Annotated in this window: 19 protein-coding genes; 9 read left to right on the top strand and 10 right to left on the bottom strand. The window is 59.4% G+C overall.

Going from position 1 to position 23778, the window contains the following annotated elements:
* From AC13RC_RS12435 to AC13RC_RS12410, 6 genes are all read right to left on the bottom strand, one after another.
* Positions 1 to 1080: a glycosyltransferase family 4 protein gene (locus AC13RC_RS12435; protein ID WP_488557295.1), complete on the bottom strand. Its 1080-nt coding sequence runs from the start codon at positions 1078 to 1080 to the stop codon at positions 1 to 3.
* A gap of 6 nt (positions 1081 to 1086) precedes the next feature.
* Complete coding sequence (gene greA, locus AC13RC_RS12430) at positions 1087 to 1563, bottom strand: transcription elongation factor GreA (RefSeq protein ID WP_069612629.1); 477 nt, start codon at positions 1561 to 1563, stop codon at positions 1087 to 1089.
* Between the two features lie 253 nt (positions 1564 to 1816).
* A complete protein-coding gene (gene carB, locus AC13RC_RS12425; RefSeq protein WP_488557294.1) occupies positions 1817 to 5302 on the bottom strand; it encodes a carbamoyl-phosphate synthase large subunit in 3486 nt (1161 codons plus the stop codon).
* Between the two features lie 222 nt (positions 5303 to 5524).
* Positions 5525 to 6694 carry a glutathionylspermidine synthase family protein gene (locus AC13RC_RS12420; RefSeq protein ID WP_488487011.1) on the bottom strand — a complete coding sequence of 390 codons (1170 nt, stop codon included), beginning with the start codon at positions 6692 to 6694 and terminating at the stop codon, positions 5525 to 5527.
* Between the two features lie 11 nt (positions 6695 to 6705).
* Positions 6706 to 7293: a DUF1190 domain-containing protein gene (locus AC13RC_RS12415; RefSeq protein WP_488557293.1), complete on the bottom strand. Its 588-nt coding sequence runs from the start codon at positions 7291 to 7293 to the stop codon at positions 6706 to 6708.
* A 354-nt stretch (positions 7294 to 7647) separates the two neighbouring features.
* A complete protein-coding gene (locus AC13RC_RS12410) occupies positions 7648 to 8469 on the bottom strand; it encodes a LytTR family DNA-binding domain-containing protein (protein WP_488557292.1) in 822 nt (273 codons plus the stop codon).
* 85 nt (positions 8470 to 8554) lie between these two features.
* Between AC13RC_RS12410 and AC13RC_RS12405 the strand changes: the two genes are divergently transcribed.
* Positions 8555 to 9046, top strand: coding sequence for a DUF2306 domain-containing protein (locus AC13RC_RS12405; protein ID WP_488557291.1), 492 nt, complete (start codon positions 8555 to 8557; stop codon positions 9044 to 9046).
* A 93-nt stretch (positions 9047 to 9139) separates the two neighbouring features.
* Positions 9140 to 10063, top strand: coding sequence for a KPN_02809 family neutral zinc metallopeptidase (gene ypfJ / locus AC13RC_RS12400; protein WP_488493421.1), 924 nt, complete (start codon positions 9140 to 9142; stop codon positions 10061 to 10063).
* Between the two features lie 51 nt (positions 10064 to 10114).
* On the opposite strand, the gene AC13RC_RS12395 is transcribed toward ypfJ, so the two are convergent.
* Positions 10115 to 11107, bottom strand: coding sequence for an aldo/keto reductase (locus AC13RC_RS12395; RefSeq protein WP_488557290.1), 993 nt, complete (start codon positions 11105 to 11107; stop codon positions 10115 to 10117).
* Between the two features lie 121 nt (positions 11108 to 11228).
* Here AC13RC_RS12395 and AC13RC_RS12390 point away from each other — a divergent pair, with 121 nt between their 5' ends.
* The 4 genes from AC13RC_RS12390 to AC13RC_RS12375 all read left to right on the top strand — a co-directional run bounded on the left by AC13RC_RS12390 (position 11229) and on the right by AC13RC_RS12375 (position 15767).
* Positions 11229 to 12140 (top strand): LysR family transcriptional regulator, encoded by a 912-nt coding sequence (locus AC13RC_RS12390; RefSeq protein WP_113332273.1) that lies wholly within the window; start codon positions 11229 to 11231, stop codon positions 12138 to 12140.
* A 159-nt stretch (positions 12141 to 12299) separates the two neighbouring features.
* The gene (locus AC13RC_RS12385) at positions 12300 to 13556 is read left to right on the top strand and encodes a TCR/Tet family MFS transporter (RefSeq protein WP_488557289.1); all 1257 of its coding nucleotides are present in this window, start codon (positions 12300 to 12302) and stop codon (positions 13554 to 13556) included.
* Positions 13557 to 13704: 148 nt separating this feature from the next.
* Positions 13705 to 15102 carry an MATE family efflux transporter gene (locus tag AC13RC_RS12380; protein WP_488557288.1) on the top strand — a complete coding sequence of 466 codons (1398 nt, stop codon included), beginning with the start codon at positions 13705 to 13707 and terminating at the stop codon, positions 15100 to 15102.
* 92 nt (positions 15103 to 15194) lie between these two features.
* Positions 15195 to 15767, top strand: a complete 573-nt coding sequence (locus tag AC13RC_RS12375) for an EVE domain-containing protein (protein ID WP_488557287.1) — start codon at positions 15195 to 15197, stop codon at positions 15765 to 15767.
* Positions 15768 to 15883: 116 nt separating this feature from the next.
* On the opposite strand, the gene carA is transcribed toward AC13RC_RS12375, so the two are convergent.
* Positions 15884 to 17092, bottom strand: coding sequence for a glutamine-hydrolyzing carbamoyl-phosphate synthase small subunit (gene carA, locus AC13RC_RS12370; protein ID WP_113332276.1), 1209 nt, complete (start codon positions 17090 to 17092; stop codon positions 15884 to 15886).
* A 299-nt stretch (positions 17093 to 17391) separates the two neighbouring features.
* Between carA and AC13RC_RS12365 the strand changes: the two genes are divergently transcribed.
* A complete protein-coding gene (locus AC13RC_RS12365) occupies positions 17392 to 17844 on the top strand; it encodes a GatB/YqeY domain-containing protein (RefSeq protein WP_488557286.1) in 453 nt (150 codons plus the stop codon).
* Here AC13RC_RS12365 and AC13RC_RS12360 read toward each other — a convergent pair.
* Together AC13RC_RS12360 and AC13RC_RS12355 are read right to left on the bottom strand one after the other, a co-directional pair.
* Entirely contained in the window at positions 17825 to 18727 is a 903-nt protein-coding gene (locus AC13RC_RS12360) for a hypothetical protein (protein ID WP_488557285.1), read from the bottom strand. The genes AC13RC_RS12365 and AC13RC_RS12360 overlap by 20 nt on opposite strands.
* A 349-nt stretch (positions 18728 to 19076) precedes the next feature.
* The gene (locus AC13RC_RS12355) at positions 19077 to 19310 is read right to left on the bottom strand and encodes a hypothetical protein (RefSeq protein WP_092711581.1); all 234 of its coding nucleotides are present in this window, start codon (positions 19308 to 19310) and stop codon (positions 19077 to 19079) included.
* Positions 19311 to 19879: 569 nt separating this feature from the next.
* Between AC13RC_RS12355 and dnaG the strand changes: the two genes are divergently transcribed.
* Positions 19880 to 21865 carry a DNA primase gene (gene dnaG / locus AC13RC_RS12350; protein ID WP_488557284.1) on the top strand — a complete coding sequence of 662 codons (1986 nt, stop codon included), beginning with the start codon at positions 19880 to 19882 and terminating at the stop codon, positions 21863 to 21865.
* Positions 21866 to 21872: 7 nt separating this feature from the next.
* Positions 21873 to 23753 (top strand): DNA helicase RecQ, encoded by a 1881-nt coding sequence (gene recQ, locus AC13RC_RS12345; protein WP_488557283.1) that lies wholly within the window; start codon positions 21873 to 21875, stop codon positions 23751 to 23753.
* Positions 23754 to 23778: the final 25 nt, after the last annotated feature.

Genomic DNA, 23778 nt, shown 5'->3' with positions numbered 1-23778 from the left:
TCACTTGTTGGCGCCAAGCAGCCGCTTGTAGACCTCGCCGATAGCGGTCGCTTCCTTTTCCAAAGCGAACTCGCTGCGCACATGGCGCACGGCATTTTCGCCCTGGCGAAGGGTTTCCTCTGGATTGGCAAGATAGAAGGCGATCGCTCTAGTCAGGGTCTCGCCATCGCCCGCCGGCACCACGGCGCCTGTTTCGCCCGGTACGATCATTTCGGCATAGGCGCCGGCATCAGAGGCGACGACAGCGGTGCGGGAGGCCATGGCTTCCAACGGTGTCAGGCCAAAACCCTCGTTGCGGGAAGGGGCGACATAGAGGGTGGCGCGGCGATACCAGGGCTTGATATCGTCGACTTCGCCCATGAAGCGGATACGATCGGTGAGGCCAGCATCGGCCACCATCTTTTCCAGCTGCTCGCCAAAACTGCGGTGCTCAGCTGTCACGCGGCCGCAGACGACGGCGGTCCAGTCCGGATGGCGCGGCAACAGCTCGATCATCGCCTTGACGAAGAGATCCGTGCCCTTCTGATGGCGGACGCGGCCGAAGCAGCCGATCAGATAGGTGCCGGGCAGGCCGGTTGCGGCCATGCGGTCGTCAGGCTTTTCCGGCGGATGGAAGCTGTTGAGGTCAACGCCGTGCTGGATGACGGTGTGCGGCACTTCGAGAAAGCTGCCCGAGCGGGTGCTGGTGGCGATCACGGCATCCATGCGGCGGATCAGCCAGCGCGTGTAGCCGGTGTGGCGGCGCTGGGCTGCGGAGGTGAAGACAAGCTTCAGGCGCATGCGCAGAACGGAGCGCAGCAGCAAACCCACAAGCATTTCGTTGTTGCGGCGGGCATGCCAAACGCGGAGGCGATAGCGGCGCGGCTTCATCCAGAGACCGGGCAGGCGGAGCCAACCGAGCCTCGGCAGGTTTTCCGGCAGGCCGGGGCCGAGTGTGGCGATATGATAGCCGAGCTCGACCTGCTTGGGGATGAGCTGCACGATCGTAGACGTAACGCCGGAAAGCCGGCGTTTGAAATTCGTTGCTATGATTTCGATCTCATGGAGATCGCTCGCATGCGCTGTCTCGCGATCGCGCACGGGCGATCAGCCCCAAGAGACGGAGAGGATTTCGTAGGCCTTGGCGCCACCGGGTGCATTGACCTCGATGGAATCGCCGACTTCCTTGCCGATCAGGGCGCGGGCGATCGGGGAGGAGATGGAGATGCGGCCGGCCTTCACATCGGCTTCCTGATCGCCGACGATCTGGTAGATCTTTTCTTCCTCGGTGTCTTCGTCGACGAGCTTGACCTTGGCGCCGAACTTAATCTTCGAGCCGGACATCTTGGTGAGATCGATGACTTCGGCGCGCGCCGTTAGGTCTTCCAGCTCTGTGATGCGGCCTTCATTGTGGCTTTGAGCTTCTTTGGCTGCATGGTACTCGGCATTTTCGGAGAGGTCGCCGTGGGCGCGCGCTTCTGCAATTGCCTCGATGATTCGCGGGCGCTCTTCCTGCTGACGCCAGCGCAGCTCTTCCTGCAGCTTGACGAACCCGTTCTGCGTCATCGGTACCTTTTCAACCATTTTTCTTGTCCTTCACTCCCTGTGTTGCTCTGCTGCAGACACAAAAGAAAACAGGTCCCGAAGGGGTACTTCGGAACCATCCAGAGCCGTTATTCTGTCACCTATAGCAGATTGCGACAGACGAATGCCAGAAAATTCGAAGGTTTAAGGAGAAGCCCTTGCTGAAGCTCCCCGACCATTCGATCGGCTGGCGGGGCCGCAACGAACGTGAGCCGGCTATCCTGCTCACGCTCCCCGCGTCGAATTGGCTGCGTCAGAAATAGCTCTGCAGCGGCTGTACCTCGAGGTTTCCGGCTTTCAGCGCCTTGATCGCCATGGCAGCTGCTTCGGCGCCAGCCATGGTCGTGTAGTAGGGCACCTTCTGCATCAGCGTCGCCCGGCGCAGCGACTTCGAATCCGAGATCGCCTTGTTGCTGTCGGTCGTATTGATGACAAGCTGGACCTGGCGGTTGCGGATCGCGTCCTCGATATGCGGCCGTCCCTCAAGGACCTTGTTGATCTTGGTCGCTTCGATGCCGTTTTCAGCAAGGAAACGCTGCGTTCCGCCGGTTGCGAGCACCTTGAAGCCCTGTTCGGCCAGCATGCGGATGGCCGGCAGCACGCGCGGCTTGTCGTCGTCGCGAACCGAGACGAAAACCGTTCCGTCACGCGGCAGTTCCACGCCGGCGCCGAGCTGCGACTTGGCGAAGGCGAGCGCGAAATCCGTATCGAGGCCGATGACTTCGCCGGTCGAGCGCATTTCCGGCCCGAGGAGAGTGTCGACGCCGGGGAAACGCGCGAAGGGGAAGACGGCTTCCTTGACGGCGATATGCTTCAGCTTGCGCGGATCGGGCTTTTCGCCATAGGCGGCAAAGGTCGCATCCAGCTTCTCGCCGGCCATGACGCGCGCGGCGATCTTGGCGATCGGCGCGCCGATGGTCTTGGCGACGAAGGGCACGGTACGCGAGGCGCGCGGGTTCACTTCGAGCACGTAGACCGTGTCGTCCTTGATGGCGAACTGCACGTTCATCAAGCCGCCGACATTCAGAGCCTTGGCCATTGCTTTCGCCTGGCGCTCGAGTTCGTCGATCATGGCTGCGGAGAGCGTGCGAGGGGGCAGCGAGCAGGCGGAGTCGCCCGAATGGATGCCGGCCTCTTCGATATGTTCCATGATGCCGGCGACATAGACGTCGGTACCGTCGGAGAGGCAGTCGACGTCGACTTCGATGGCGTTGGTCAGATAGCTGTCGAAGAGCAGCGGGTTCTTGCCGAGCAGCGTGTTGATCTGGCCGGTCTTGTCATTTGGGTAGCGCTGCTTGATGTCTTCCGGCACCAGTTCCGGAACGGTATCGAGCAGGTAACCCTGTAGCTGGCCTTCCGAATGGATGATCTGCATAGCGCGGCCGCCGAGAACGTAGGACGGGCGCACGACCAGCGGGAAGCCGATTTCGGAGGCAATGAGGCGTGCCTGCTCGACGGAGTAGGCAATGCCGTTGTTCGGCTGGTTGAGATCGAGCTTCATCAAGAGCTTCTGGAAGCGGTCGCGGTCTTCGGCAAGGTCGATCGCGTCAGGAGCGGTGCCGAGGATCGGGATACCATTCTTTTCCAGGGCTTCGGCGAGCTTCAGCGGGGTCTGGCCGCCGAACTGGACGATGACGCCGACGACTTCGCCCTTTTCCTGCTCCGCGCGCAAGATTTCGATAACATCTTCCGCGGTCAGCGGCTCGAAATATAGACGATCCGATGTGTCGTAGTCGGTCGAAACCGTTTCTGGGTTGCAGTTGATCATGATCGCTTCATAGCCGGCATCCTTCAGCGCGAAGGCGGCATGGCAGCAGCAATAATCGAACTCGATACCTTGTCCGATACGGTTCGGGCCGCCGCCGAGGATAACGACCTTCTTGCGGTCGGAAACCTGTGCTTCGGAACGAGCGGTGCCGACAAAGGGCGTTTCATAGGTCGAGTACATATAGGCCGTCGGCGAGGCGAATTCGGCGGCGCAGGTATCGATGCGCTTGAAGACCGGGCGGACGTTCAGCGAATTGCGCAGTTCGGCTACTTCCTTCGGGCGCTTGCCGGTTAGTGTCGCGAGGCGCGCATCGGAGAAGCCCATGGCCTTCAGCATGCGTAGATTGGCGGCATCCTGCGGCAGGCCGTGCTCGCGGATGCGCTCTTCCATATCGACGATGTTCTTCAGCTGCTCGAGGAACCATGGGTCGATCTTGCAGCCTTCATGCACCTCTTCGATGCTCATGCCCTGGCGCAGCGCCTGGGCAACCATACGCAGACGGTCCGGCGTCGGCGTGCCGATGGCGGCGCGAATGGCGTTCTGGCTGCCTTCGCCTTCCTCGATGCCGGGGATCTCGATCTCGTCCAGACCGGTCAGGCCGGTTTCGAGGCCGCGTAGCGCCTTCTGCAGCGATTCCGCGAAGGTACGGCCGATCGCCATGACTTCACCCACCGACTTCATGGCCGTGGTCAGAACCGGGGAAGCACCGGGGAATTTTTCAAAGGCGAAGCGCGGGATCTTGGTAACGACGTAGTCGATCGACGGCTCGAAGGATGCCGGGGTTGCACCGCCGGTGATATCGTTTTCGAGTTCGTCCAGGGTGTAGCCGACAGCGAGCTTGGCGGCGACCTTGGCGATCGGGAAGCCGGTTGCCTTCGAGGCAAGTGCTGAGGAGCGCGACACGCGCGGATTCATTTCGATAACGACGAGGCGACCGTCCTTCGGATTGACCGCGAACTGTACGTTCGAGCCGCCGGTTTCGACGCCGATCTCGCGCAGAACCGCGATCGAGGCGTTGCGCATGATCTGGTATTCTTTGTCCGTCAGCGTCAGCGCGGGAGCGACCGTGATCGAGTCGCCGGTGTGAACGCCCATGGGGTCGATGTTTTCGATCGAGCAGATGATGATACAGTTGTCCGCCTTGTCGCGAACGACTTCCATCTCATACTCCTTCCAGCCGAGCACAGATTCTTCGATCAGGACTTCGGTAGTCGGCGAGGCGTCGAGGCCACCGCCGACGATCTCGAAGAATTCCGAGCGGTTGTATGCAATACCGCCGCCGGTGCCGCCGAGTGTGAAGGATGGACGAATGATAGCGGGCAGGCCGACATGATCGAGTGCCTGCGCGGCAATTGCCATGGCGTGGCTCATATAGCGCTGCTTGCGATCGCTTTCGCCGAGGTTCCACTGGTTTTCCAGTTCGTCGAGCGCCTTGTCGAGCTCAGGACCAGAAAGAGATGCCTTCAGCTTGCTCCGCTCGGCCTCATGCGTCTTGCGGTCGGCGTCCTTGATATCGGTGGCGTTTGCCAGCATGGAACGCGGCGTTTCGAGGCCGATGCGGGCCATGGCTTCGCGGAAGAGAGCGCGGTCTTCGGCCATGTCGATGGCGGCTGGCTTGGCGCCGATCATCTCGACATTGTAACGGTCGAGCACGCCCATGCGCTTCAGTGACAGCGCGGTATTGAGTGCAGTCTGGCCGCCCATGGTCGGCAGCAGCGCGTCCGGACGCTCCTTGGCAATGATCTTGGCGACGACCTCGGGCGTGATGGGTTCGACATAGGTCGCATCCGCCAGACCCGGATCGGTCATGATCGTTGCCGGGTTGGAGTTGACGAGGATGACGCGGTAGCCTTCCTCTCGCAGCGCCTTGCAGGCCTGCGTGCCCGAATAGTCGAATTCGCAAGCCTGTCCGATAACAATCGGTCCTGCACCGATAATGAGGATCGATTTGATATCTTGGCGCTTCGGCATGGGCTCACATCCGTTTTTTTCGTTGCGCCAAAAACCGGCCAGGGTGGGAGGTCACCGGCCGGGGGCGCTATGGGCAATATTTTCAGGCTAGAAGCGGCTTATAGGCAAATGTATTTGCAAACGGAACCCCATAAATGGCGGAATCGACATGAATTCTGCCGAGATCGTCATGGAGCGGCCAAACGCCGGGTAAGGGCAACCCATACTGATGCTATCGATCAACTAGCTCTCGATATAATGGGGTACGAAGCGTGAGGTGTCGCGCGTGACGGGAGTATCGTCCTCGCGGATGCCGATACCCGCCGGCTGACCGGCAACGATCCAGGATCCGATGACGGTCCAATCATCGCCAAAGCGGGGAAGAAGGTGTAATGCCTGTCTGATATATCCTTCTTCACCATAGGGTCCCTCGACGTGATATGTACCGACGCCGGCTTCGTGATTGACGAGCGTCACATTCGCGCCTTCGCGCGAAAGCAACGGTTTACGGACATAACGATCGCCGAGATTGCCGATACGCGGATCGTCCTCGAAATAGGCAGGCAATAGATTTTCATGGCCGGGAAACATTGCCCACAATACCGGCAGCAATCCTTTGTTGGACAGTGTCAGTTTCCATAGCGGTTCGATGACCCGCGTGGGAGTTGAGGGCAGATGGCGGCCGAAGGGCTCGCGCACCATATCTTCGAGCGGATAGAGCTTGAACAGGCAGTCGATGGGCTCGTCTTGAAGATCGATCAGCCGGTGGCCGTCGTCGACGCCGATATCGGGCATGGCGATCAGCTTCGTCTCGCAGCCGGCCTGTGCGGCGCAATCGACAAGATAGTTCAGCGTCACAAGGTCTTCTTCCGATTCCAGCATACCGGCAAAGTGCATGCGACCCGACGGCGCAGCGAGAAGGCGCAGCGCGTCGATCAGGCGTTCATGAATGGAATTGAACTGGTCTGCCGAGGAGGGGAGTTCGCCGCGCCGCTTCATGTCTTCCAGCCATCGCCACTGGAAAACAGCGCTTTCGAACAGGCTGGTCGGCGTGTCGGCGTTGAACTCAAGAAGCTTTGCCGGACCGTTCCCATCATAGGCGAGGTCGAAACGGCCGTAGAGGTCACGTTCCCGATTGTGCCAGGAACGCAGTACGGCGTCATGATAGGCCGGCGGAATGGCCAGCCGGCGCATCAATTCATCGTCCGAAGCGATCCGTTCGACCGCCGCATAGCACATGTCCAGCAACTCGGCGGAGGGTTCTTCGAGTTTCGTCTCTACTTCCTCGAGGGTAAACGCGTAGGCGTGTCTCTCATCCCAATAGCGTTGACCGTACATGGAATGGATGGTGAAGCCACAGGCTTCGGCGTCGGCCTTCCAATCCGGCCGCTCATTCATGATAATACGTTTCATCCGTTCACCCGTCAGCTCGAAAGGTGGAAGCCGCGAGAGCCCCAGCCGCCGCGTTCCACCGTGCTGGCTGAGGGTGTCGATCGTTCGGAAGACTTCCCCCAGGAACCACCGCCACCACCGCCGCCGCCACTGGAGGAAGACGATTGCGTATTGTCGTCCTTTCTTTCCGCATAGACTGTTTTTCCAAGCAACATGCCATTCGCAAGGCTTCGTCCGGCGGCCGTTCGGAAGTCGCTGCTCCCACGCGGTTGGTAAAGTGCTTTGGCGTTAAACGATCTGGCGGCGCTGCCGACGAGATAGCCGGCCAACAAGGGAATAAAGTGACCCGTTCCGGCCTGATGAGCGCTGGTTGCCGGCTGACATCTGCCAACGCCGTAATCCTTTTCGCAATTAGCCGCTGTTTCGTAGGCGGGCGCATTTCGCTGGCGCTCCTCCTCGGCTGCGGCAAATTGGGTTCGGCATTCGTCGGCGGAAAAGACATCCCCCGCGATGCACGCGTCGACGTCCTTGTATATCTGGACGGTGTCTTGCTTTTGCCCGCAGCCCGCCAATGCCGCTGTTCCCATGAGCAGCAGAGACACACTCATCGATCGCTTCATAAAACCCCCTGCGCAATGCGCGTTCATGCGCCCGCATATTCAAGGATACCACCGGTCTAGGTCGATCAGCCGCAAACACGCAGGCGCGGTATCGCGGTTGTCCACATATGTAAGGGATACAACGTAAAGAATATAGGCGCGAAGAAAGAGTTAGGTGCCGATCGGCCGCATTTAAAGAACGTAGACGTGCACTCGGTTGATTTTTTTAAGACCAACGGTTGTGATCGTAAAGAATAGCTTTACGGCTTTCATAAGCCGTGGGAGCATTTGAAAAAAAGCGTCTCTCTTCCTGGGCCTGAATTGCCGGGAGGCGCACTACGGGTTGGAATGGGCCTGTCGGCCGCGGTGCCGTCGTCAGCCGAAACGGTGCCGGACGGCTTCGGCATAAGAGCGGCTGACAGGCACTTCCACGCCGTCGCGCGTGATGACGAAAAGCTTGCCGTTGTCGCGTTTCAGCCGGTCGACGTGGTCCGTCGCGATCCAATGGGATCGGTGGAGGCGTATGCCCTCCGTATTGCCGAGTTCCGTAAGCGCATCGCCAAAGCGCAGCAGGATGAGTTCGCGCCCACGGCTTGTGACGACCTCGGTGTAGTGATCGCGAACGGTAAGCCTTATCAGGGCTCCCCGATTTTCCGGCTTTAGGCGCAGGAGAATCGGCGGCTGCGATGCCGGCGGTTGATGCTCAGTCGCGACGGATCGTGTTTTTGTCTCCTCGAGCTCTGTTCCTCCAGCTGCGATCGCTATCTGCCGATGCATGGTCATATAGGCGAGAATACAGAAGAGGGCGCAGAGGGATATCGATCCGAGGGACTGGTGCAGGCCGCCGACTACCGTGGGCAATGTGCCGAAGAATGCGAAATCGACGAGCGTGATGCCGAAGCCGATCGGCAATGCGGCGGCGATGGAACCGATCATCATCCGGGCGAACATGCTCGCCACATATCTCCGCAGCAGAATTTCGGCGACGATGGAGAAGACGATCGCGATCGACCAAGCCATGGCATGCAACGCAAGCCAGTAACACAGTCTTGCTCCCGGCATCAGCCTTTCAAGGGTGCCATACGGTCCGGTCAAGGCAAAGATCAGGACGATCGTAACGAAGGTCGCCCAGAAGCGCGGTGAACGCTGGATGACCTGCAATTCGCGAAGCGTGGATTGCAGAAGGGTGTGATCCACGAAGATGTCTCGTCTTTCGCGCAATTTCGGTTGAGAGAACAGTACTATTGCGAAAAGGCTCGGTAAACTCAACCGGATAGAGATCATGACGTTCGAACCGCTTTTTGATGCCCCAATCGCGATCCAGATCCATGTCGCGGCGGTCGTTCCGGCCGCCTTGCTTGGAGCCTATCTTTTTGTCAGGCCCAAGGGAACGCCAAGACATCGCCTGCTGGGCAAGATTTGGCTGGTCCTGATGGTGGTGACCGCGCTATCGAGCTTTTTCATCCATCAGATCAACATGTTCTACGGCTTCAGTCCCATCCACCTGCTCTCCATATTCGTTCTCTTCGGTTGCTGGGGAGCGATCGCCAATGCCCGCAAGCACAATATTGACGCGCATAAGCGCATCGTCAGAGGCCTTTACTTCGGTGGCATCGCGGGTGCCGGAGCTTTTACCTTTCTTCCGGGGCGGATAATCAACAAGGTGGCCTTCCATGGCGATGAAATTGCGCCATTTCTGGTCGCGGCAGGTATAGCCATCGCGCTTTTATGGCCCATGTCCAAAGAAATATGGCGGCGACGGCGTTTAAGCTGATGTTCTGTCGATAGCTAACTGGCTTTGTTACACATCCTGGATATATAAATGCCTCAAGGGACTTTGATTTTAGGCATCGCCAGGAGGTGCACTATGGATTGGAAGGGGCGTCGGCAATCCGACAATATCGAAGACGAACGCGGCTCATCGCCGATGGGCGGCGGGATGGGTGGCGGCGGCTTCCGGTTTCCGGGCGGAGGGATCGGTGGCGGTGGCTTGAGCTTCCGCACCATTATCGTGCTTATCGTGATCTTCCTGATCTTGAGAGCCATGGGCGTCGATGTCATCGGCCTGCTGCAGCAGAGCGGCATGCTGGAAGGTGGCGGCTCCGGATATCAGCAGAGCACCTCCAACAGCGGTGGAGGCGGGCAGCCGGCCAACGACGAGATGAAGCAGTTCGTCGCGACCGTTCTTGCCGATACGGAAGACACCTGGACCGGCATCTTCAAATCAATGGGTCAGACCTATACCGATCCGAAGCTCGTGCTGTTTTCCGGCAGCTTCCCTTCGGCCTGCGGTCAGGCTTCCGCGGCTACCGGTCCGTTCTACTGCCCGAGCGATCAGAAGGTCTATCTCGACATGGCTTTCTTTCAGCAGATGAAGGATCAGTTCGGCGCGTCCGGCGATTTCGCGCAGGCCTATGTGATCGCACATGAGGTCGGCCACCATGTGCAGGACCTGCTCGGAATCCTGCCGAAATTCAATCAGGCCCGCCGCAACATGAGCGAAGTGGATGCCAACAAGATGTCGGTGCGCATCGAGCTGCAGGCGGATTGCTTCGCCGGCATCTGGGGCAAGTTCACCCAGCAGAAGGGCATCCTGCAGGCCGGCGATCTCGAAGAGGCGCTGAATGCGGCGCAGCAGATCGGCGACGACACACTGCAGAAGCGCACGCAAGGCTATGTCGTTCCCGACAGCTTCAACCACGGCACGTCGGCGCAACGCGTGAAGTGGTTCAAACAGGGCTTTGATTCCGGCAAGCTCTCGGATTGCGATACGCTGAATAATCCGGTCTGATCTTGCTTGCCCGCTCCCGTGATACCGGCGAGCGGGCAAGCCTTTGGCGCATTATTTCTCGCTGTCGAGATGCGTCAGCTGTGCTTCCGGATAACGGCCGCCGGCTGCAGCGTCTTTCGGGATCGCGCGTTCGATTGCGGCCATATCGGGTTGTGACAATTCAACCGAGAACGCGCCCAAGGCTTCCGTCAGGCGATCGCGGCGACGGGCGCCTATGACCGGGACGATGTCCTTGCCCTTGGCTGCGACCCAGGCGATTGCGATCTGCGCAACGCTGGCGCCCTTTGCCTCGGCGATCCCGCGCAAAGCTTCGACCAGTTCCAGGTTCTTTTCGACGTTTCCGGCCTGAAAGCGCGGACTTATCGTGCGGAAATCGCCCTTTTGGACATTATCTTTCTGCCAGTGGCCACTGATGAGACCGCGCGAAAGCACGCCGTAAGCGGTGATGCCGATCCCTAATTCACGGCAGGTCGGCAGGATCTTGTCTTCTATGCCGCGCGATATCAGCGAGTATTCGATCTGCAGGTCAACGATCGGATGGATGGCAGCGGCGCGGCGGATGGTGTCAGCGCCGACTTCCGACAGGCCGATATGCCTGATGTAGCCTGCCTTGATGAGATCCGATATCGCGCCGATCTGATCTTCGATCGGCACGTTCGGGTCGAGACGGGCAGGGCGGTAGATATCGATGTGATCGACCCCGAGCCGCTGCAGCGAATAGGCGACGAAATTCCGGATCGCCGCCGGCCGGGCATCGTAACCGAGCCATGCGCCGGAGGGATCGCGGAGTGCGCCGAACTTGACGCTCAGCAGGAAATCGTCCCGCTTCAATCCCTTGATGGCTTCGCCGATCAGCATCTCGTTGTGGCCCATGCCGTAGAAATCACCCGTATCCAGCAGGTTGATCCCGGCGTCGAGCGCGGCATGGATGGTGGCTATGCTTTCTGTGCGATCGGACGGGCCATACATGCCGGACATGCCCATGCAGCCGAGGCCCAGAGCCGATACCTGCGGGCCGGCCCTACCCAGTTGAGTTTTTTCCATCCTGCTTCTCCTTGGCTAAGGCGTGCGCCATCTCACGATGGCTTCTATTGTCATATTTACTCCATCGATGCCTGTGCGATAATCCAGGTAAATCGAAACGGGTTGTTTGGAATTTCGTACAATGGATGATTTGCCGCTGGCCGATCTGGTCGCCTTTACCGCCGTCGCCCGCGAGCGCAGCTTTCGTGAGGCAGCGCGCAGGCGCGGCGTTTCCGCCTCCTCGTTGAGCGAAGCGGTTCGCCGGCTGGAGGAGCGGCTGGCGGTCCGCCTGCTCAATCGCACGACGAGAAGCGTCACGCCGACGGAGGCGGGAGAGCGACTGATGGAGCGCCTGACGCCGGCCATGAGCGAGATCGCCGTCGCGCTCGATGACATCAACAGCTTTCGCGACAGCGTCGGCGGAACGTTGCGGCTGAATGTTCCGACGGTTGCTGCCATGGTCGTCATGCCCGATATCATCAGCCGTTTCCTGAGGGAATATCCGGCGATCTCGGTCGAAATCGTTGCCGAGGATAGTTTCATCGACGTCGTGGCGGCTGGCTATGATGCCGGTATTCGCTATGATGAGCGGCTGGAGAAGGACATGATCGCCGTGCCGATCGGGCCGCGGCAACAGTATTATGTTACGGCTGCGGCACCGGCCTACCTCGCGGCAAATGGCACGCCGAGGCATCCGCGCGATATATTGGAGCATCGCTGCATCCGTCATCGCTTCCTGAGCGGATCCGTCGTTCCCTGGGAGTTCGAAAGAAACGGCGAGACGATCTTCATCGCCCCGCCGATGGTCGTTGCGACGAATTCGATCGATATCGAACGCAGCGCGGCCGCGGCCGGCTTGGGTATCATCCGAACATTCAAGGAATTTCTTGAGCCGCAAATTGCCCGCGGGGAGCTGGTGCCAATCCTCGAAGAGTGGGACACGGTCTTTTCCGGTCCGTTTCTCTATTACGCCAGCAGGCGGCACATGCCGGCGCCACTCAGAGCCTTCGTCGATTTCCTGAATCGCGAGCAGAAACGCAGTCGCGACAGATAGTCGCTTTGCGCCGAAGATCAAAAAAACCGGTCAATAAATCAATAAGATTGAAGCGTTCACGGATTGTTTCCGCCAAAATCTTTATGTATGGGGGACGCTCCGGTTTTTCGTTCACGTTCTGTCTCTTTCATCGAGACGGAGCCGCCAGAAGGCACCTCCATGATCGATCAGAAATTCGCCCGTCGGGGCCTGTTCCTCGTCTTCCTCATTCTCTTCCTCGACGTCATCGGCATCGCGATCATCATGCCGGTCATGCCGAAATATCTTGAGGAATTGACGGGTGCCTCGGTCAGCACGGCGGCGACCGAGGGTGGCTGGCTGCTGCTGGCCTATGCCGCCATGCAGTTCCTGTTTTCGCCGTTGATCGGCAATCTGAGCGATCGTTTCGGCCGCCGCCCGCTTCTGCTTGCTTCGGTACTGACATTCGCCATCGACAATTTCATCTGCGCGATTGCCGGCTCCTACTGGATGCTGTTCGTTGGCCGCATTCTTGCCGGCATCAGCGGCGCAAGCTTCTCGACCTGCTCGGCCTATATCGCCGATATCAGCAATGACGAAAACCGCGCGAAGAATTTCGGCCTGATCGGCATGGCTTTCGGCGTCGGTTTCGTGCTTGGCCCGGTTATCGGCGGCTTCCTCGGCGAGTTCGGGCCGCGCGTGCCTTTCTACGGCGCGGCGGCTCTGGCCTTCCTGAATTTCGTCGGCGCCTATTTCCTCTTGCCGGAAACGCTGGATGCCAAGCATCGCCGGCCCTTCGAGATCACACGCGCCAATCCATTCGGCGCGCTCAGACAGATGCGCCGCTACCAGGGCATCGGCTGGGTCTGCGTCGTGATGTTCCTGAACTGGCTGGCGCACGGCGTCTATCCGGCCGTATGGGCTTTCGTCACCTCCTATCGCTATGACTGGAGAGAAGGGCAGATCGGCTTCTCGCTCGCCGTCTATGGAATCGGTGCCGCCATCGCCATGGGTCTGGTACTGCCGCGGCTCGTGCCTGTGCTCGGTGAGTGGAAGACCGCAGTGCTCGGAATGGTGTTTTCCTGTCTTGGTCTGATCGGTTACGCCTTCTCATGGCAAGGATGGATGGTTTACGCGGTTATCGTCCTGACTGTCATCGAAAACGTGGCGGATGCGCCTTTGCGATCGATTGCAGCCAGCAAGGTTCCGCCTTCCGCACAGGGCGAATTGCAGGGAGCGCTCGGTAGCCTGACGAGTATTACTGCCATCATCGGGCCGGTGCTGTTTCCCTATCTGTTTCAGTATTATACCGCGCCGACCGCACCCGTCGTTTTTGCCGGTGCTCCCTTCATCATGAGCGCAATTCTGGTGGTCGGCGGGCTTGTCGTGCTTGTGATGAAGGTTCGCAAGACGGAACCGAAGGCGGTCGCACAATCACAGGCGGGCGAGGCAGCCTAAAAAATCATCAGATATTTTGATGCTCCGATGAATTCTTTAGCATCATGGGCTTGTCTGCTGGCTTTTTAAGCTAAGTTGCGTTAATGCGGCAGGCTCGCGCACGCATGGGTAGGGCGGTCCGCGCGATTCTAAAGATCGAGTCTTCGCTATGGATATGCCGGTACCTGCGCGCCCTTACGCGCATGACAATGATAATTCGTGGTCTGCACATGTTCGCGCAACGCTTGCGCTGGGCATTCCGCTGATCGGCGCGCAATTGGCGCAGCTCGGCATCAACACCACTGACGTGATGATCGTCGGCCGGCTCGGCGCCGAGCAGCTTGCTGCAATGGTGCTTTCCGCGCAGTTCCTGTTCACGATCCTGGTTTTCGGTTCGGGCTTTTCCATCGCGGTCATGCCGCTGGTGGCACAGGCCTATGGCAGAGGCGACGTTACCTCGGTGCGCCGTGCGCTGCGTATGGGCCTGTGGGTCGTAACGGCCTATTGGTTGTTGGTGCAGCCGGCATTTTTCTATTCCGAACAGATTCTGCTGGCGGCCGGACAAAAGCCTGACGTCGCGAAATTGGCGAGCGGCTATATCGATATCGGCCACTTCGCCGTGTTGCCGGGGCTGCTCTACAATGTCATCCGGGCGTTGGTCAGCGCCATCGGCCGTGCCGGCATCATCCTCAAGGTCACCATCGCCATGCTGGTCATGAATGCCGTGCTGGCCTATATCCTGGTGCTCGGACATTTCGGCTTGCCGGCGATGGGGCTGCATGGCGCGGCCATTGTCTCCGTCGCCGTGCAGACGGCCGGATTTCTCTTCATCGTCGGTTACGTGCAGGCCCACCAGGAAACGCGGCGCTACGAGATCTTCGTCCGATTCTGGCGGCCCGACTGGCATGCTTTGTGGGATGTCATCCGGCTTGGTTTTCCGATCGGTGTGACGGTTCTGGCTGAGGTCAGCCTGTTCACCGCGGCATCGCTGCTGATGGGGCAGATCGGCACGATCGAGCTTGCTGCCCACGGTATCGCGCTGCAGTGGGCTTCGATCGCCTTCATGATCCCGCTCGGCCTCAGCCAGGCGGCGACCGTGCGCGTCGGCGTCGCGCACGGCCAGGGCGATCATTTCGGCCTGAAGCGCGCGGCCATCGTGGTGCTCATCGTTTCGAGTTGCATTGCGGTTTGCGGCAGCATCCTGTTTGCAACCGTGCCATCCTGGCTGGCAAGCTGGTTCCTGGACGTCCATTCGGCCGAGGCCTCGCAGGTGCTTGCCTTTGCCGCACCGCTGATTGTCGTCGCCGGCTTCTTCCAGCTCGTCGATGGGCTGCAGGCGATTGCGAGCGGCCTGCTGCGCGGGCTGAAGGATGCGCGCGTGCCTATGATCCTGGCGCTGATCGCCTATTGGCCGATCGGCTTCTTCCTCGCCTGGCTGCTGGCGTTTCCGCTCGGCTTCGGCGGCATCGGCATCTGGTTCGGCTTCCTGCTCGGCCTTGCCTCTGCGGCGGCGATGCTGTGCGCCCGGTTCTACATTCTCGTACGGGCTGAGAAGGCTGCCGCCTGATAGCGACGGTCTTCGTTGCGTTGCGAGACTACTGACAAAACTTGACAGCATGGTCGTCTATATTGGTGACATACCAAAGACGGGAGACGACCATGTTATTCAAGGCAAGTAATCGTAACGATGCCGCGCTTTTCCCGCGGGACGACCAGATCAATCGGGGGGCAGCTGTACGCCTCCTGCCGCACGCCAACACTTCGTCCCGGCGACCGGAGCCGGAGCAGAAGTCCTATTGGTTGGCTGTGGCCAGTGCTGAGCATGTACGCATTGGGCGCGAACATGGCTTCATGCAAGTGAATCATGGCAAGCGGGCCCCCTTGAAGCGCATCAAGCCGGGCGACGGCATCGTCTACTACTCCCCATCCGTCAAGATGGGCGAGAGGGACGGCTTTCAAAGCTTCACAGCCATCGGCTTTGTCCGTGAGGGTGAGCCTTATCTCGCCGAGATGGGTTGCGGAAAAGCTTATCGCAAGGATGTCGATTGGCTTGATGCGCCCGAACAGCCGCTTCGTCCGCTCCTGGGCTGGCTCGATTTCACGCAGGACAAGAATTGGGGTTATAAGCTGAGATTCGGCTTCGTTGAATTCGGACAATCGGATTTCGAGTTCCTCGAAGAAATCCTGATGAGCGAGCTCGAAGTGGTCAAGCAGCGCCGCCTGCAAGCCTGAGCTCTGGCAAGCATGAACATATGTGACGAAAGACCTCCCAAGTTGACGCACAAAAAGAAAGCCTCGGATTGGTACCAATCCGAGGCTTTCTCATGCGATTGGATGGTCGGCTTTTATCAGGCGCGTTCGGCCAGGGCTTCTTCGCCCTTCTTCTCGCGCACCAAGTTGATGAAGCGGCGGAAAAGATAGTGGCTATCCTGCGGGCCGGGTGACGCTTCAGGGTGATGCTGCACCGAGAAGACCGGCTTGCCCGATACGCGCAGGCCGCAATTGCTGCCGTCGAAGAGCGAAATATGAGTCTCCTCAACACCTTCCGGCAGCGAGTTGGAGTCGACTGCGAAGCCGTGGTTCATCGAAACGATTTCGACCTTGCCCGTCGTGTGGTCCTTCACCGGATGGTTGGCGCCGTGATGGCCCTGATGCATTTTCGCAGTCCTGGCGCCGAGCGCCAGACCAAGCATCTGATGGCCGAGGCAGATGCCGAAGAGCGGGATTTCGGTCTTCAGCAGGTCCTTGATGACCGGTACGGCATATTCGCCCGTCGCAGCCGGGTCGCCAGGACCGTTGGACAGGAAGATGCCGTCCGGTTTGAGACCAAGCACGTCATCCGTCGAAGCCGTCGCCGGCAGGACGGTGACCTTGCAATCGAGGCCGGCAAACAGGCGCAGGATGTTGCGCTTGACCCCGTAATCCAGGCAGACGACATGGTACTTGGCGTCGTCGGCGCCGAGTTCACCATAGCCTTCGTTCCAGACCCAGGGCGTCTGCGACCATTGCGAGGACTGACCCGAGGAGGCGACCTTGGCGAGATCGAGACCTTCGAGACCGCTCCACGCCTTGGCGTCCGCCTTCAGCTGCTCGATATCGAAGACGCCGTTCGGATCGTGAGCGATCACGCCATTCGGCATGCCGTTCTCGCGGATCCAGGCGGTCAGCGCACGGGTGTCGATGCCGCAGAGACCGATGATACCGCGCGCCTTCAGCCACTGGTCGAGGTGCTTGGCGGCACGGTAGTTCGAGGGATCGGTGATATCGGCCTTGAAGATGACGCCGACGGCACCGTGGCGGGCGGCCGGTGTCAGGTCTTCGATATCTTCATCGTTGGTGCCGACATTGCCGATATGCGGGAAGGTGAAGGTGACGATCTGGCCGAGATAGGAGGGGTCGGTCAGGATCTCTTCATAACCCGTCAGCGCCGTGTTGAAGCAGACTTCGGCCTGGACCTTGCCGGTCGCGCCGATACCCTTGCCTTCGATCACGGTGCCATCCGCGAGAACGAGGAGGGCGGTCGGCTTTTCAGTGGTCCATGGGGCTGTGGCGGTCATAGTCATCCCGTTTCCGGCGTCGGGCGCGGCCTTGAAGAGACCGGCGGTTCCGCCATGTTTGTAGCAAGGTGCAGCCGTCGACCGAGGTCGCGGCTTGAGATCTTCCTATCGATCTAATGTGCAGGTGATGGACATAGCTAAACAAGGCGAGCCGGTCAATGCGCGCTTTCGCTTTCCTGATAGGGAATTCGGGCTTCCGGGCACAATTGCGTTGATCGGCACTGTTGGTTTAAGAGACAGCAACATGACATAAGTGGCCGGGGCGATCGTCGCCGGCCTGCTTCAAGGAGTTTAGAGACATGATCCGCGAAACCCTTTCCAATGCCCAGAAGGACGCCATGAAGGCAAAGGATACGGCGAGGCTTTCGACCGTCCGTCTCATCCTTGCTGCGATCAAGGACAAGGACATTGCCAATCGCGGTCTCGGCAAGGAACAGGCGAGCGAGGATGAGATCCTGCAGTTGCTCGCCAAGATGATCAAGCAGCGCGAGGAATCGGTGAAGATCTACATCGACGGCGGCCGCCCGGAGCTCGCCGACAAGGAGCGCGAAGAGATCGCCGTCATCCAGGGCTTCATGCCCGAGCAGCTTTCCGGAGAAAAGGTGCGTGAGATCTGCGTTGCGATTGTCGCAGAACTCGGCGCGCAGAGCCTGAAGGATATGGGCAAGTGTGTGGCCGCCCTGCGCGAGCGCTATGCCGGCCAGATGGATTTCGCAAAAGCCTCGGCCATCCTTAAGGAACTGCTGAAGTAAAACTCTGTTTCACCCTCGGCATGCGGACCGGCCGCGTGCCGAGGATAGTTTGCCAGGCGGCGTCTATGATGGCGAGCTTCCCCGCCTGATAGTTCCGATATTCCTCAATGAAAGCAGTGGAGAGCCAAAGCTGGCTCCGCCCCGGCGATCCCGTCCATCCGACGCTTTGCATCTTTATGGCCTTGTTCATGAGTCGCTTTGCATTTGTTCGGGAGATGAGAAACCGGTTGCAGATATCCGTAAAGGCCACCGGCCCGATGACCGCTTTCTGAGTCGTCGTGTTGATCGTGACGATGCGGGAGATCAGATAATCCATGATGATGCCGCCTGAATTTGCCCAGGTGAACAGATCGAACGTTTCTCCCGGATTGCGCAGGTCGTCATTTTCTATGATGCCGACCGAGATCGGGGGCTGTAGCAGACCAATGAGCTCCGGTTTTTTGCTGAACAGGGCGTTGCGCTTGCCGCCATCCAATCGATCCAGCACGGAAAGATGGATGCTCATCCATTTCGCAAGCTGCATTGCTGCCTCTTCCGTCGGCTGCATCGGCCGCGCGCGCCTGTCGCTCGTGACCGGCAGATAGCGCAGAAAACCGAGAGCCAGCATCTCCTGAATGAAGCTGAGCGCGGTGTTGTGGCTGGCGATTTCATGTTCGACGATATAGTTGGCGAAGCGATTGGCATGAATGCCGGGCGGTTCTCCATCGATGCCGCCGCAATAAAGGGCGAAGCCGGCGAGCGCCATCAGCCAGCGTTGCTGCGAAGCAAAGACAGAGCATACGCGCTGATTCTCATCATAAGTGGATATAATCTCTCGTGTATAATCGAGGATTTCCGTGAAAAATTTGGGGTCTTGAACAAGTTCCTTCGCGGATAAAGACATGCAACCGTCTCCGATCAGCTGAACAAAGTTTCAAATTGTCTGACGAGATAATTACTAAGATCGCATATACGTAGATAATAAAAGATATCGATCGAGGTCGTTGCGTCAAGATACTTGCGCCGACGAACCAAAGATGGTCCGCAGCCTATGTTCAATGCTCGTGTTGTCGCGAAATTGAGATGGCCCAAAATTAGAGAAGGCAGGAGCTGGGGGAGCTCCTGCCTTCTTGCGCTTTGCTGACGTTCGATGACGCAGGGTGGGGCCCAAAAATCAAACGTCTTTTGCAAAGGCACTCAGGTGGGGCGGCGCCGGGGGTAGGGATGGTGCCCCACCTGAGTATCTGCTGAACTTATCTGAAGATCCTAATCTGCTGGGGCAAAGCCAATGCCTGCGGCGGCAGTTCGGACATTTGAACCTTTACGCCTGCCGTAAGGGCAGGAACTTTCATATTCGCCGGCAACTGATATCCCGCACCGGCATAGAGCACATTCTTTTCGCTGGCGCCGCTGTCCATCGTGGCCGAGCTGTAGGTCGCTGTGGCGAAGATGGCCGCTGCTGCCAAGGGTACGATCAGAATGCGCATTTCCCTCTCCTAAACTGAAAGCCCGTACCTGGTGGCTTCCGGTTCGTCAGGGCGTCTCGGCATGTCGCGTCGCAAAGAAGTTTCTTCGCCGGCTTGTCTCGCCCTGTGAGAAGAACGCTATTGCGGCGCACACGAACAATCAAATTACAAAAAAATAATGTTTGGCTTACAAACCTTGCCGCAAATGCGCCGTCAGAGAGTGTCCCGCGGGCGTCATTGCTTTGCAGCCATTGATTGTCTATTGCAGTGCTCTTATTCGCGTTTATCGACAATAGGCTGCGCAAGCCTTTGCTTTTTGGCGGATTTTCGCGGACGAAATAGTTACTCCTATGGACATAACCCTACCAGTTTCGGTCACGCCGAGGCGATTTTTGAGCGTTTCAGGCCTGTCGAACGCAGCCGTGGATTTCGACACGAATGCGGATAAATGTGTCGCCGTGTTCACGGAGTTGTGATCGAATGGCGAGAATGCAATCGCCGACAAAGGGCTGTGAATAGCGTGGGAGGCGGTCGGGTCATCGTGGCAATGCCTGGTATTCCTGTTTATATGGGATGAGCCAGAGGTAGCCATGCGATTTTCCAATACGTTTCTCGACGAGATTCGCGACCGCGTCTTGATTTCGGACGTGATCGGTCGTCGTGTGACCTGGGACAGGCGCAAGACGAATGTGCCGCGCGGCGATTACTGGGCTTGCTGCCCCTTCCACGGCGAGAAGTCGCCGAGCTTCCACTGCGAGGACCGCAAGGGGCGTTATCATTGCTTCGGCTGCGGCGTGACGGGCGATCACTTCCGTTTTTTGACCGAGCTGGAGGGCCTGAGCTTTCCAGAAGCAGTGCAGCAGATCGCCGACATGGCCGGCGTTCCCATGCCCGTTGCGGATCCGATGGAGGCGAAGAAAGAGAAGGAACGCACCTCGCTGCTCGATGTCATGGAGATGGCGACGCAGTTCTTTCAGGATCAGTTGCAGACGGCCAATGGGGCTCGGGCGAGGGCTTATCTGCGTGATCGCGGCCTCAGCGGTCGCACCATCGAAACGTTCCGCCTCGGATATTCGCCCGATAGCCGCAACGCGCTGAAAGAGCATCTTGCCGGCAAGGGCGTGCTGAAGGAACAGATGGAGGCCTGTGGCCTTGTCGTGCACGAGAACGTGCCGGTTTCCTATGACCGGTTTCGTGACCGCATCATGTTTCCGATTCTCTCTTCCAGAGAAAAGGTGATCGCCTTTGGTGGCCGCGCCATGTCGCCGGATGCACCAGCGAAATATCTGAATTCCAACGAGACAGAGCTCTTTCACAAGGGCAACGTGCTCTACAATTTCACTCGCGCCCGCCGCGCTGCTCAGGGTGCCGACGGCGCTGGCACGATTATAGCAGTCGAAGGTTATATGGATGTCATCGCGCTGCATCAGGCCGGCGTCGAGAATGCGGTTGCGCCGCTCGGCACGGCACTGACGGAGAGCCAGCTCGATCTCCTGTGGAAGATGACACCGGAGCCGGTGCTCTGCTTCGATGGCGATGGTGCCGGCATCCGTGCCGCCAATCGTGCTGCCGATCTGGCGCTGCCGCACATCAAACCGAACCGCACCGTGCGCTTTGCGCTATTGCCCGATGGCAAGGACCCTGACGATCTCGTGCGGCAGGATGGGCGTGCGCCGTTCGACAAGGTGCTGGCGCAGGCAAAGCCGCTTGCTGAGCTCATCTGGACGAGGGAAGCCGGCAGCGGCACCTTCGAGACGCCGGAGGCGCGTGCGGAGCTGGAAGCGCGATTGCGGCGCATTGTTTCGGTCATCGGCGATGAAGATGTGCGCCGTCATTATCAGCAGAATATGCGCGAGCGGCTGAACGGGCTGTTCCAGCCGCAATTCCAGCGGGGCGGCCAGCGGGGGCGTGGTTTTTCCCGTGACGGCAATGGCCGCAACTTCGCAGGTCGCAGCGGGCAGGCACGTGTTGGGGCCGCAATGACAACGACGGCATCCGACCGCCTGCAGCGCTCGGCCATGATCAAGGGACATCAGGATATTCCGAGCCTTCGCGAAAGCGTGCTGGCTTTGACCATCGTCAACCATCCGGCGCTGCTGCAGGACGAATATGACGAGATTGCCGCGATCGATTATGACAGCCGTGAGTTGCAGCGGCTCTGGTCCGCGGTTCTCGGGGCAGCCGCAACTCTTGTCGGGCCTCAGCTCGTCCGCGAGCGACTGGTCGAGCAATTAGAAGAACAGGATTTCGGCGCCTTGCTGAAGGGTCTGGAGCAGCAGATTCGCAATGCCCGTCTGTGGACGGCGACCGAGGAGGCCGCCATGGAGGATGCGCGCGAGGGGTATCGCCAGGCGCTCGCGCTCCATAAGCGCTCGAAAGCATTGCGCTGGCATAAGATCGAGCTGGAGGGTGCTATTGCCGAGGCGACGGAAGAAGGCGACGGTGAAGCGATCGAGCCATTGATTCGCGCCTTGCAGGAAGTGCAGCTCGAGGCACTGCGGCTGGAAAACCAGGAAGCGATCATCGATGGCTTCGGCGTGCTCTCCGGTCGCGTCAAAGGTGCCGCTGGAAAATAGGGAATAGATGCCTCAGCCTGAAAGACAAGAGCCGCGATTTTCCGCAGACGAGGCGTTGTTCGCCGAGCATACCGGTGCGCCAGCGCCGCTCGATGTCCTGAAGCGTGTTTATGGCTATTCCGCCTTTCGCGGCAAGCAGCAGCAAGTGGTCGAGCATGTCGTTTCCGGCGGCGATGCGGTCGTGCTGTTTCCGACCGGTGCCGGTAAGTCGCTGTGCTTCCAGATTCCCGCGCTCTGCCGCGATGGCATCGGCATCGTCGTCTCGCCGCTGATTGCGCTGATGCGGGATCAGGTGGAGGCGATGAAGCAACTCGGCATTCGGGCGGCCGCATTGAATTCGTCGCTGTCGCGCGAGGAAGCTAGTGATGTCTATCGCGCTATTTCCGCCGGCAAGCTCGATCTGCTCTATGTGACGCCGGAACGTATCGCGACGGAAGGCTTCTGCCAGATACTTGGCAGAGCGAAGATCGCGCTTTTCGCGATCGACGAGGCGCATTGCGTCTCGCAATGGGGGCATGATTTCAGGCCGGAATATCGCGATCTCGGCAGGCTTGCCGAGCTCTTTCCCGGCGTCCCGCGCATCGCCCTGACGGCAACGGCCGATCCGCACACGCGCGACGACATCATCGAACGGCTGTCGCTCGACAATGCCAAGGTCTTCACCACCAGCTTCGACCGTCCGAACATTACCTATGAGATTGTCGAGCGCGATCAGCCGCGCCAGCAATTGCTGCGTTTTCTCGACGGCCATCGTGGCGATAGCGGCATCGTCTATTGCCTCTCGCGCGCCAAGGTCGAAGATACGGCAGAATGGCTCAATGGGCAGGGCATCCGCGCACTTCCCTATCATGCCGGCATGGATCGAGCGCTTCGCGATGCCAATCAGGATGCCTTCTTGAAAGAGGAAGACCTGTGCCTCGTGGCGACGGTTGCCTTCGGCATGGGCATCGACAAGCCGAATGTGCGCTATGTGGCCCATCTCGATCTGCCGGGTTCAGTGGAAGCCTATTATCAGGAGACGGGACGAGCCGGGCGTGATGGCCTCTCCTCGAATGTCTGGATGGCCTATGGCATGGCCGACGTCATCCAGCGTCGGCGGATGATCGATGAAGGCGGGGCATCCGAGGAGATCAAGCGTGTCGAGCGGGCAAAGCTCAATGCGCTGCTCGCCATTTGTGAAACGGCCGGATGCCGGCGGCAGTCGATCCTCGCGCATTTCGGTGAGGCGCACGGCGGCGGCTGCGGCAATTGCGATACCTGCCTCAAGCCTGTCGAGACTTGGGACGGGACGGAAGCGGCGATCAAGGCGCTCGCCGCCGTCTATCGCACCGGCGAGCGTTTCGGCACCGGCCATGTCATCGATGTGCTGATGGGCACCGTCAACGAGAAGACCGAGCGCTTCGGCCATGTCGACATGCCGGTTTTCGGCGCGGGAAAGGATATTCCCGCCCGCACCTGGCAATCGATCTTCCGGCAGTTGCTGGCGAGCGGTTTCATCAGCATCGACCACACGGCCTTCGGTGCCATGAAGCTCGAGGAGCAGGCAAGGGCTGTCTTCAAGCGCGAACGGCAGATCTTCTTCCGCAAGGATCGGCCCGAAACGGGCCGTCGCGGCAAGAAGGCGGGACGACCGGAGAAGCAGGCTCACGGTCTTACCGGCGAAGACCAGCTTCTCTTCGATGCGCTGCGCGCCGAGCGCACCAGGATCGCCAAGGAATTGGGCGTGCCGCCTTATGTCGTTTTTCCGGATACGACCCTTATCGCCTTTGCGACGGAGCGGCCGAAAAATCATAAGACGCTTCTGGGGATTTCCGGCGTCGGTCAGTCAAAACTCGAACGCTACGGCGATGCGTTCCTTGCCGTCATCTCGGATTTCGTCAGTCGTTGATCTCTGGCGGCGGAGCGTGCTGGCC

Source organism: Martinezella sp. CNPSo 3890 (genome assembly GCF_057784455.1).
This window is presented reverse-complemented; position numbering and strand designations above follow the sequence as displayed.

Bases quoted from the DNA above. Each gene is read 5' to 3' on its own strand.
- recQ (WP_488557283.1), top strand. From the start codon at position 21,873: ATGCCTCAGCCTGAAAGACAAGAGCCGCGATTTTCCGCAGACGAGGCG.
- AC13RC_RS12405 (WP_488557291.1), top strand. From the start codon at position 8,555: ATGACGTTCGAACCGCTTTTTGATGCCCCAATCGCGATCCAGATCCAT.
- AC13RC_RS12395 (WP_488557290.1), bottom strand. From the start codon at position 11,107: ATGGAAAAAACTCAACTGGGTAGGGCCGGCCCGCAGGTATCGGCTCTG.
- AC13RC_RS12420 (WP_488487011.1), bottom strand. From the start codon at position 6,694: ATGAAACGTATTATCATGAATGAGCGGCCGGATTGGAAGGCCGACGCC.
- AC13RC_RS12360 (WP_488557285.1), bottom strand. From the start codon at position 18,727: ATGTCTTTATCCGCGAAGGAACTTGTTCAAGACCCCAAATTTTTCACG.
- AC13RC_RS12365 (WP_488557286.1), top strand. From the start codon at position 17,392: ATGATCCGCGAAACCCTTTCCAATGCCCAGAAGGACGCCATGAAGGCA.
- carB (WP_488557294.1), bottom strand. From the start codon at position 5,302: ATGCCGAAGCGCCAAGATATCAAATCGATCCTCATTATCGGTGCAGGA.
- AC13RC_RS12355 (WP_092711581.1), bottom strand. From the start codon at position 19,310: ATGCGCATTCTGATCGTACCCTTGGCAGCAGCGGCCATCTTCGCCACA.
- ypfJ (WP_488493421.1), top strand. From the start codon at position 9,140: ATGGATTGGAAGGGGCGTCGGCAATCCGACAATATCGAAGACGAACGC.
- AC13RC_RS12375 (WP_488557287.1), top strand. From the start codon at position 15,195: ATGTTATTCAAGGCAAGTAATCGTAACGATGCCGCGCTTTTCCCGCGG.
- AC13RC_RS12380 (WP_488557288.1), top strand. From the start codon at position 13,705: ATGGATATGCCGGTACCTGCGCGCCCTTACGCGCATGACAATGATAAT.
- carA (WP_113332276.1), bottom strand. From the start codon at position 17,092: ATGACCGCCACAGCCCCATGGACCACTGAAAAGCCGACCGCCCTCCTC.
- AC13RC_RS12390 (WP_113332273.1), top strand. From the start codon at position 11,229: ATGGATGATTTGCCGCTGGCCGATCTGGTCGCCTTTACCGCCGTCGCC.
- AC13RC_RS12415 (WP_488557293.1), bottom strand. From the start codon at position 7,293: ATGAAGCGATCGATGAGTGTGTCTCTGCTGCTCATGGGAACAGCGGCA.
- dnaG (WP_488557284.1), top strand. From the start codon at position 19,880: ATGCGATTTTCCAATACGTTTCTCGACGAGATTCGCGACCGCGTCTTG.
- greA (WP_069612629.1), bottom strand. From the start codon at position 1,563: ATGGTTGAAAAGGTACCGATGACGCAGAACGGGTTCGTCAAGCTGCAG.
- AC13RC_RS12385 (WP_488557289.1), top strand. From the start codon at position 12,300: ATGATCGATCAGAAATTCGCCCGTCGGGGCCTGTTCCTCGTCTTCCTC.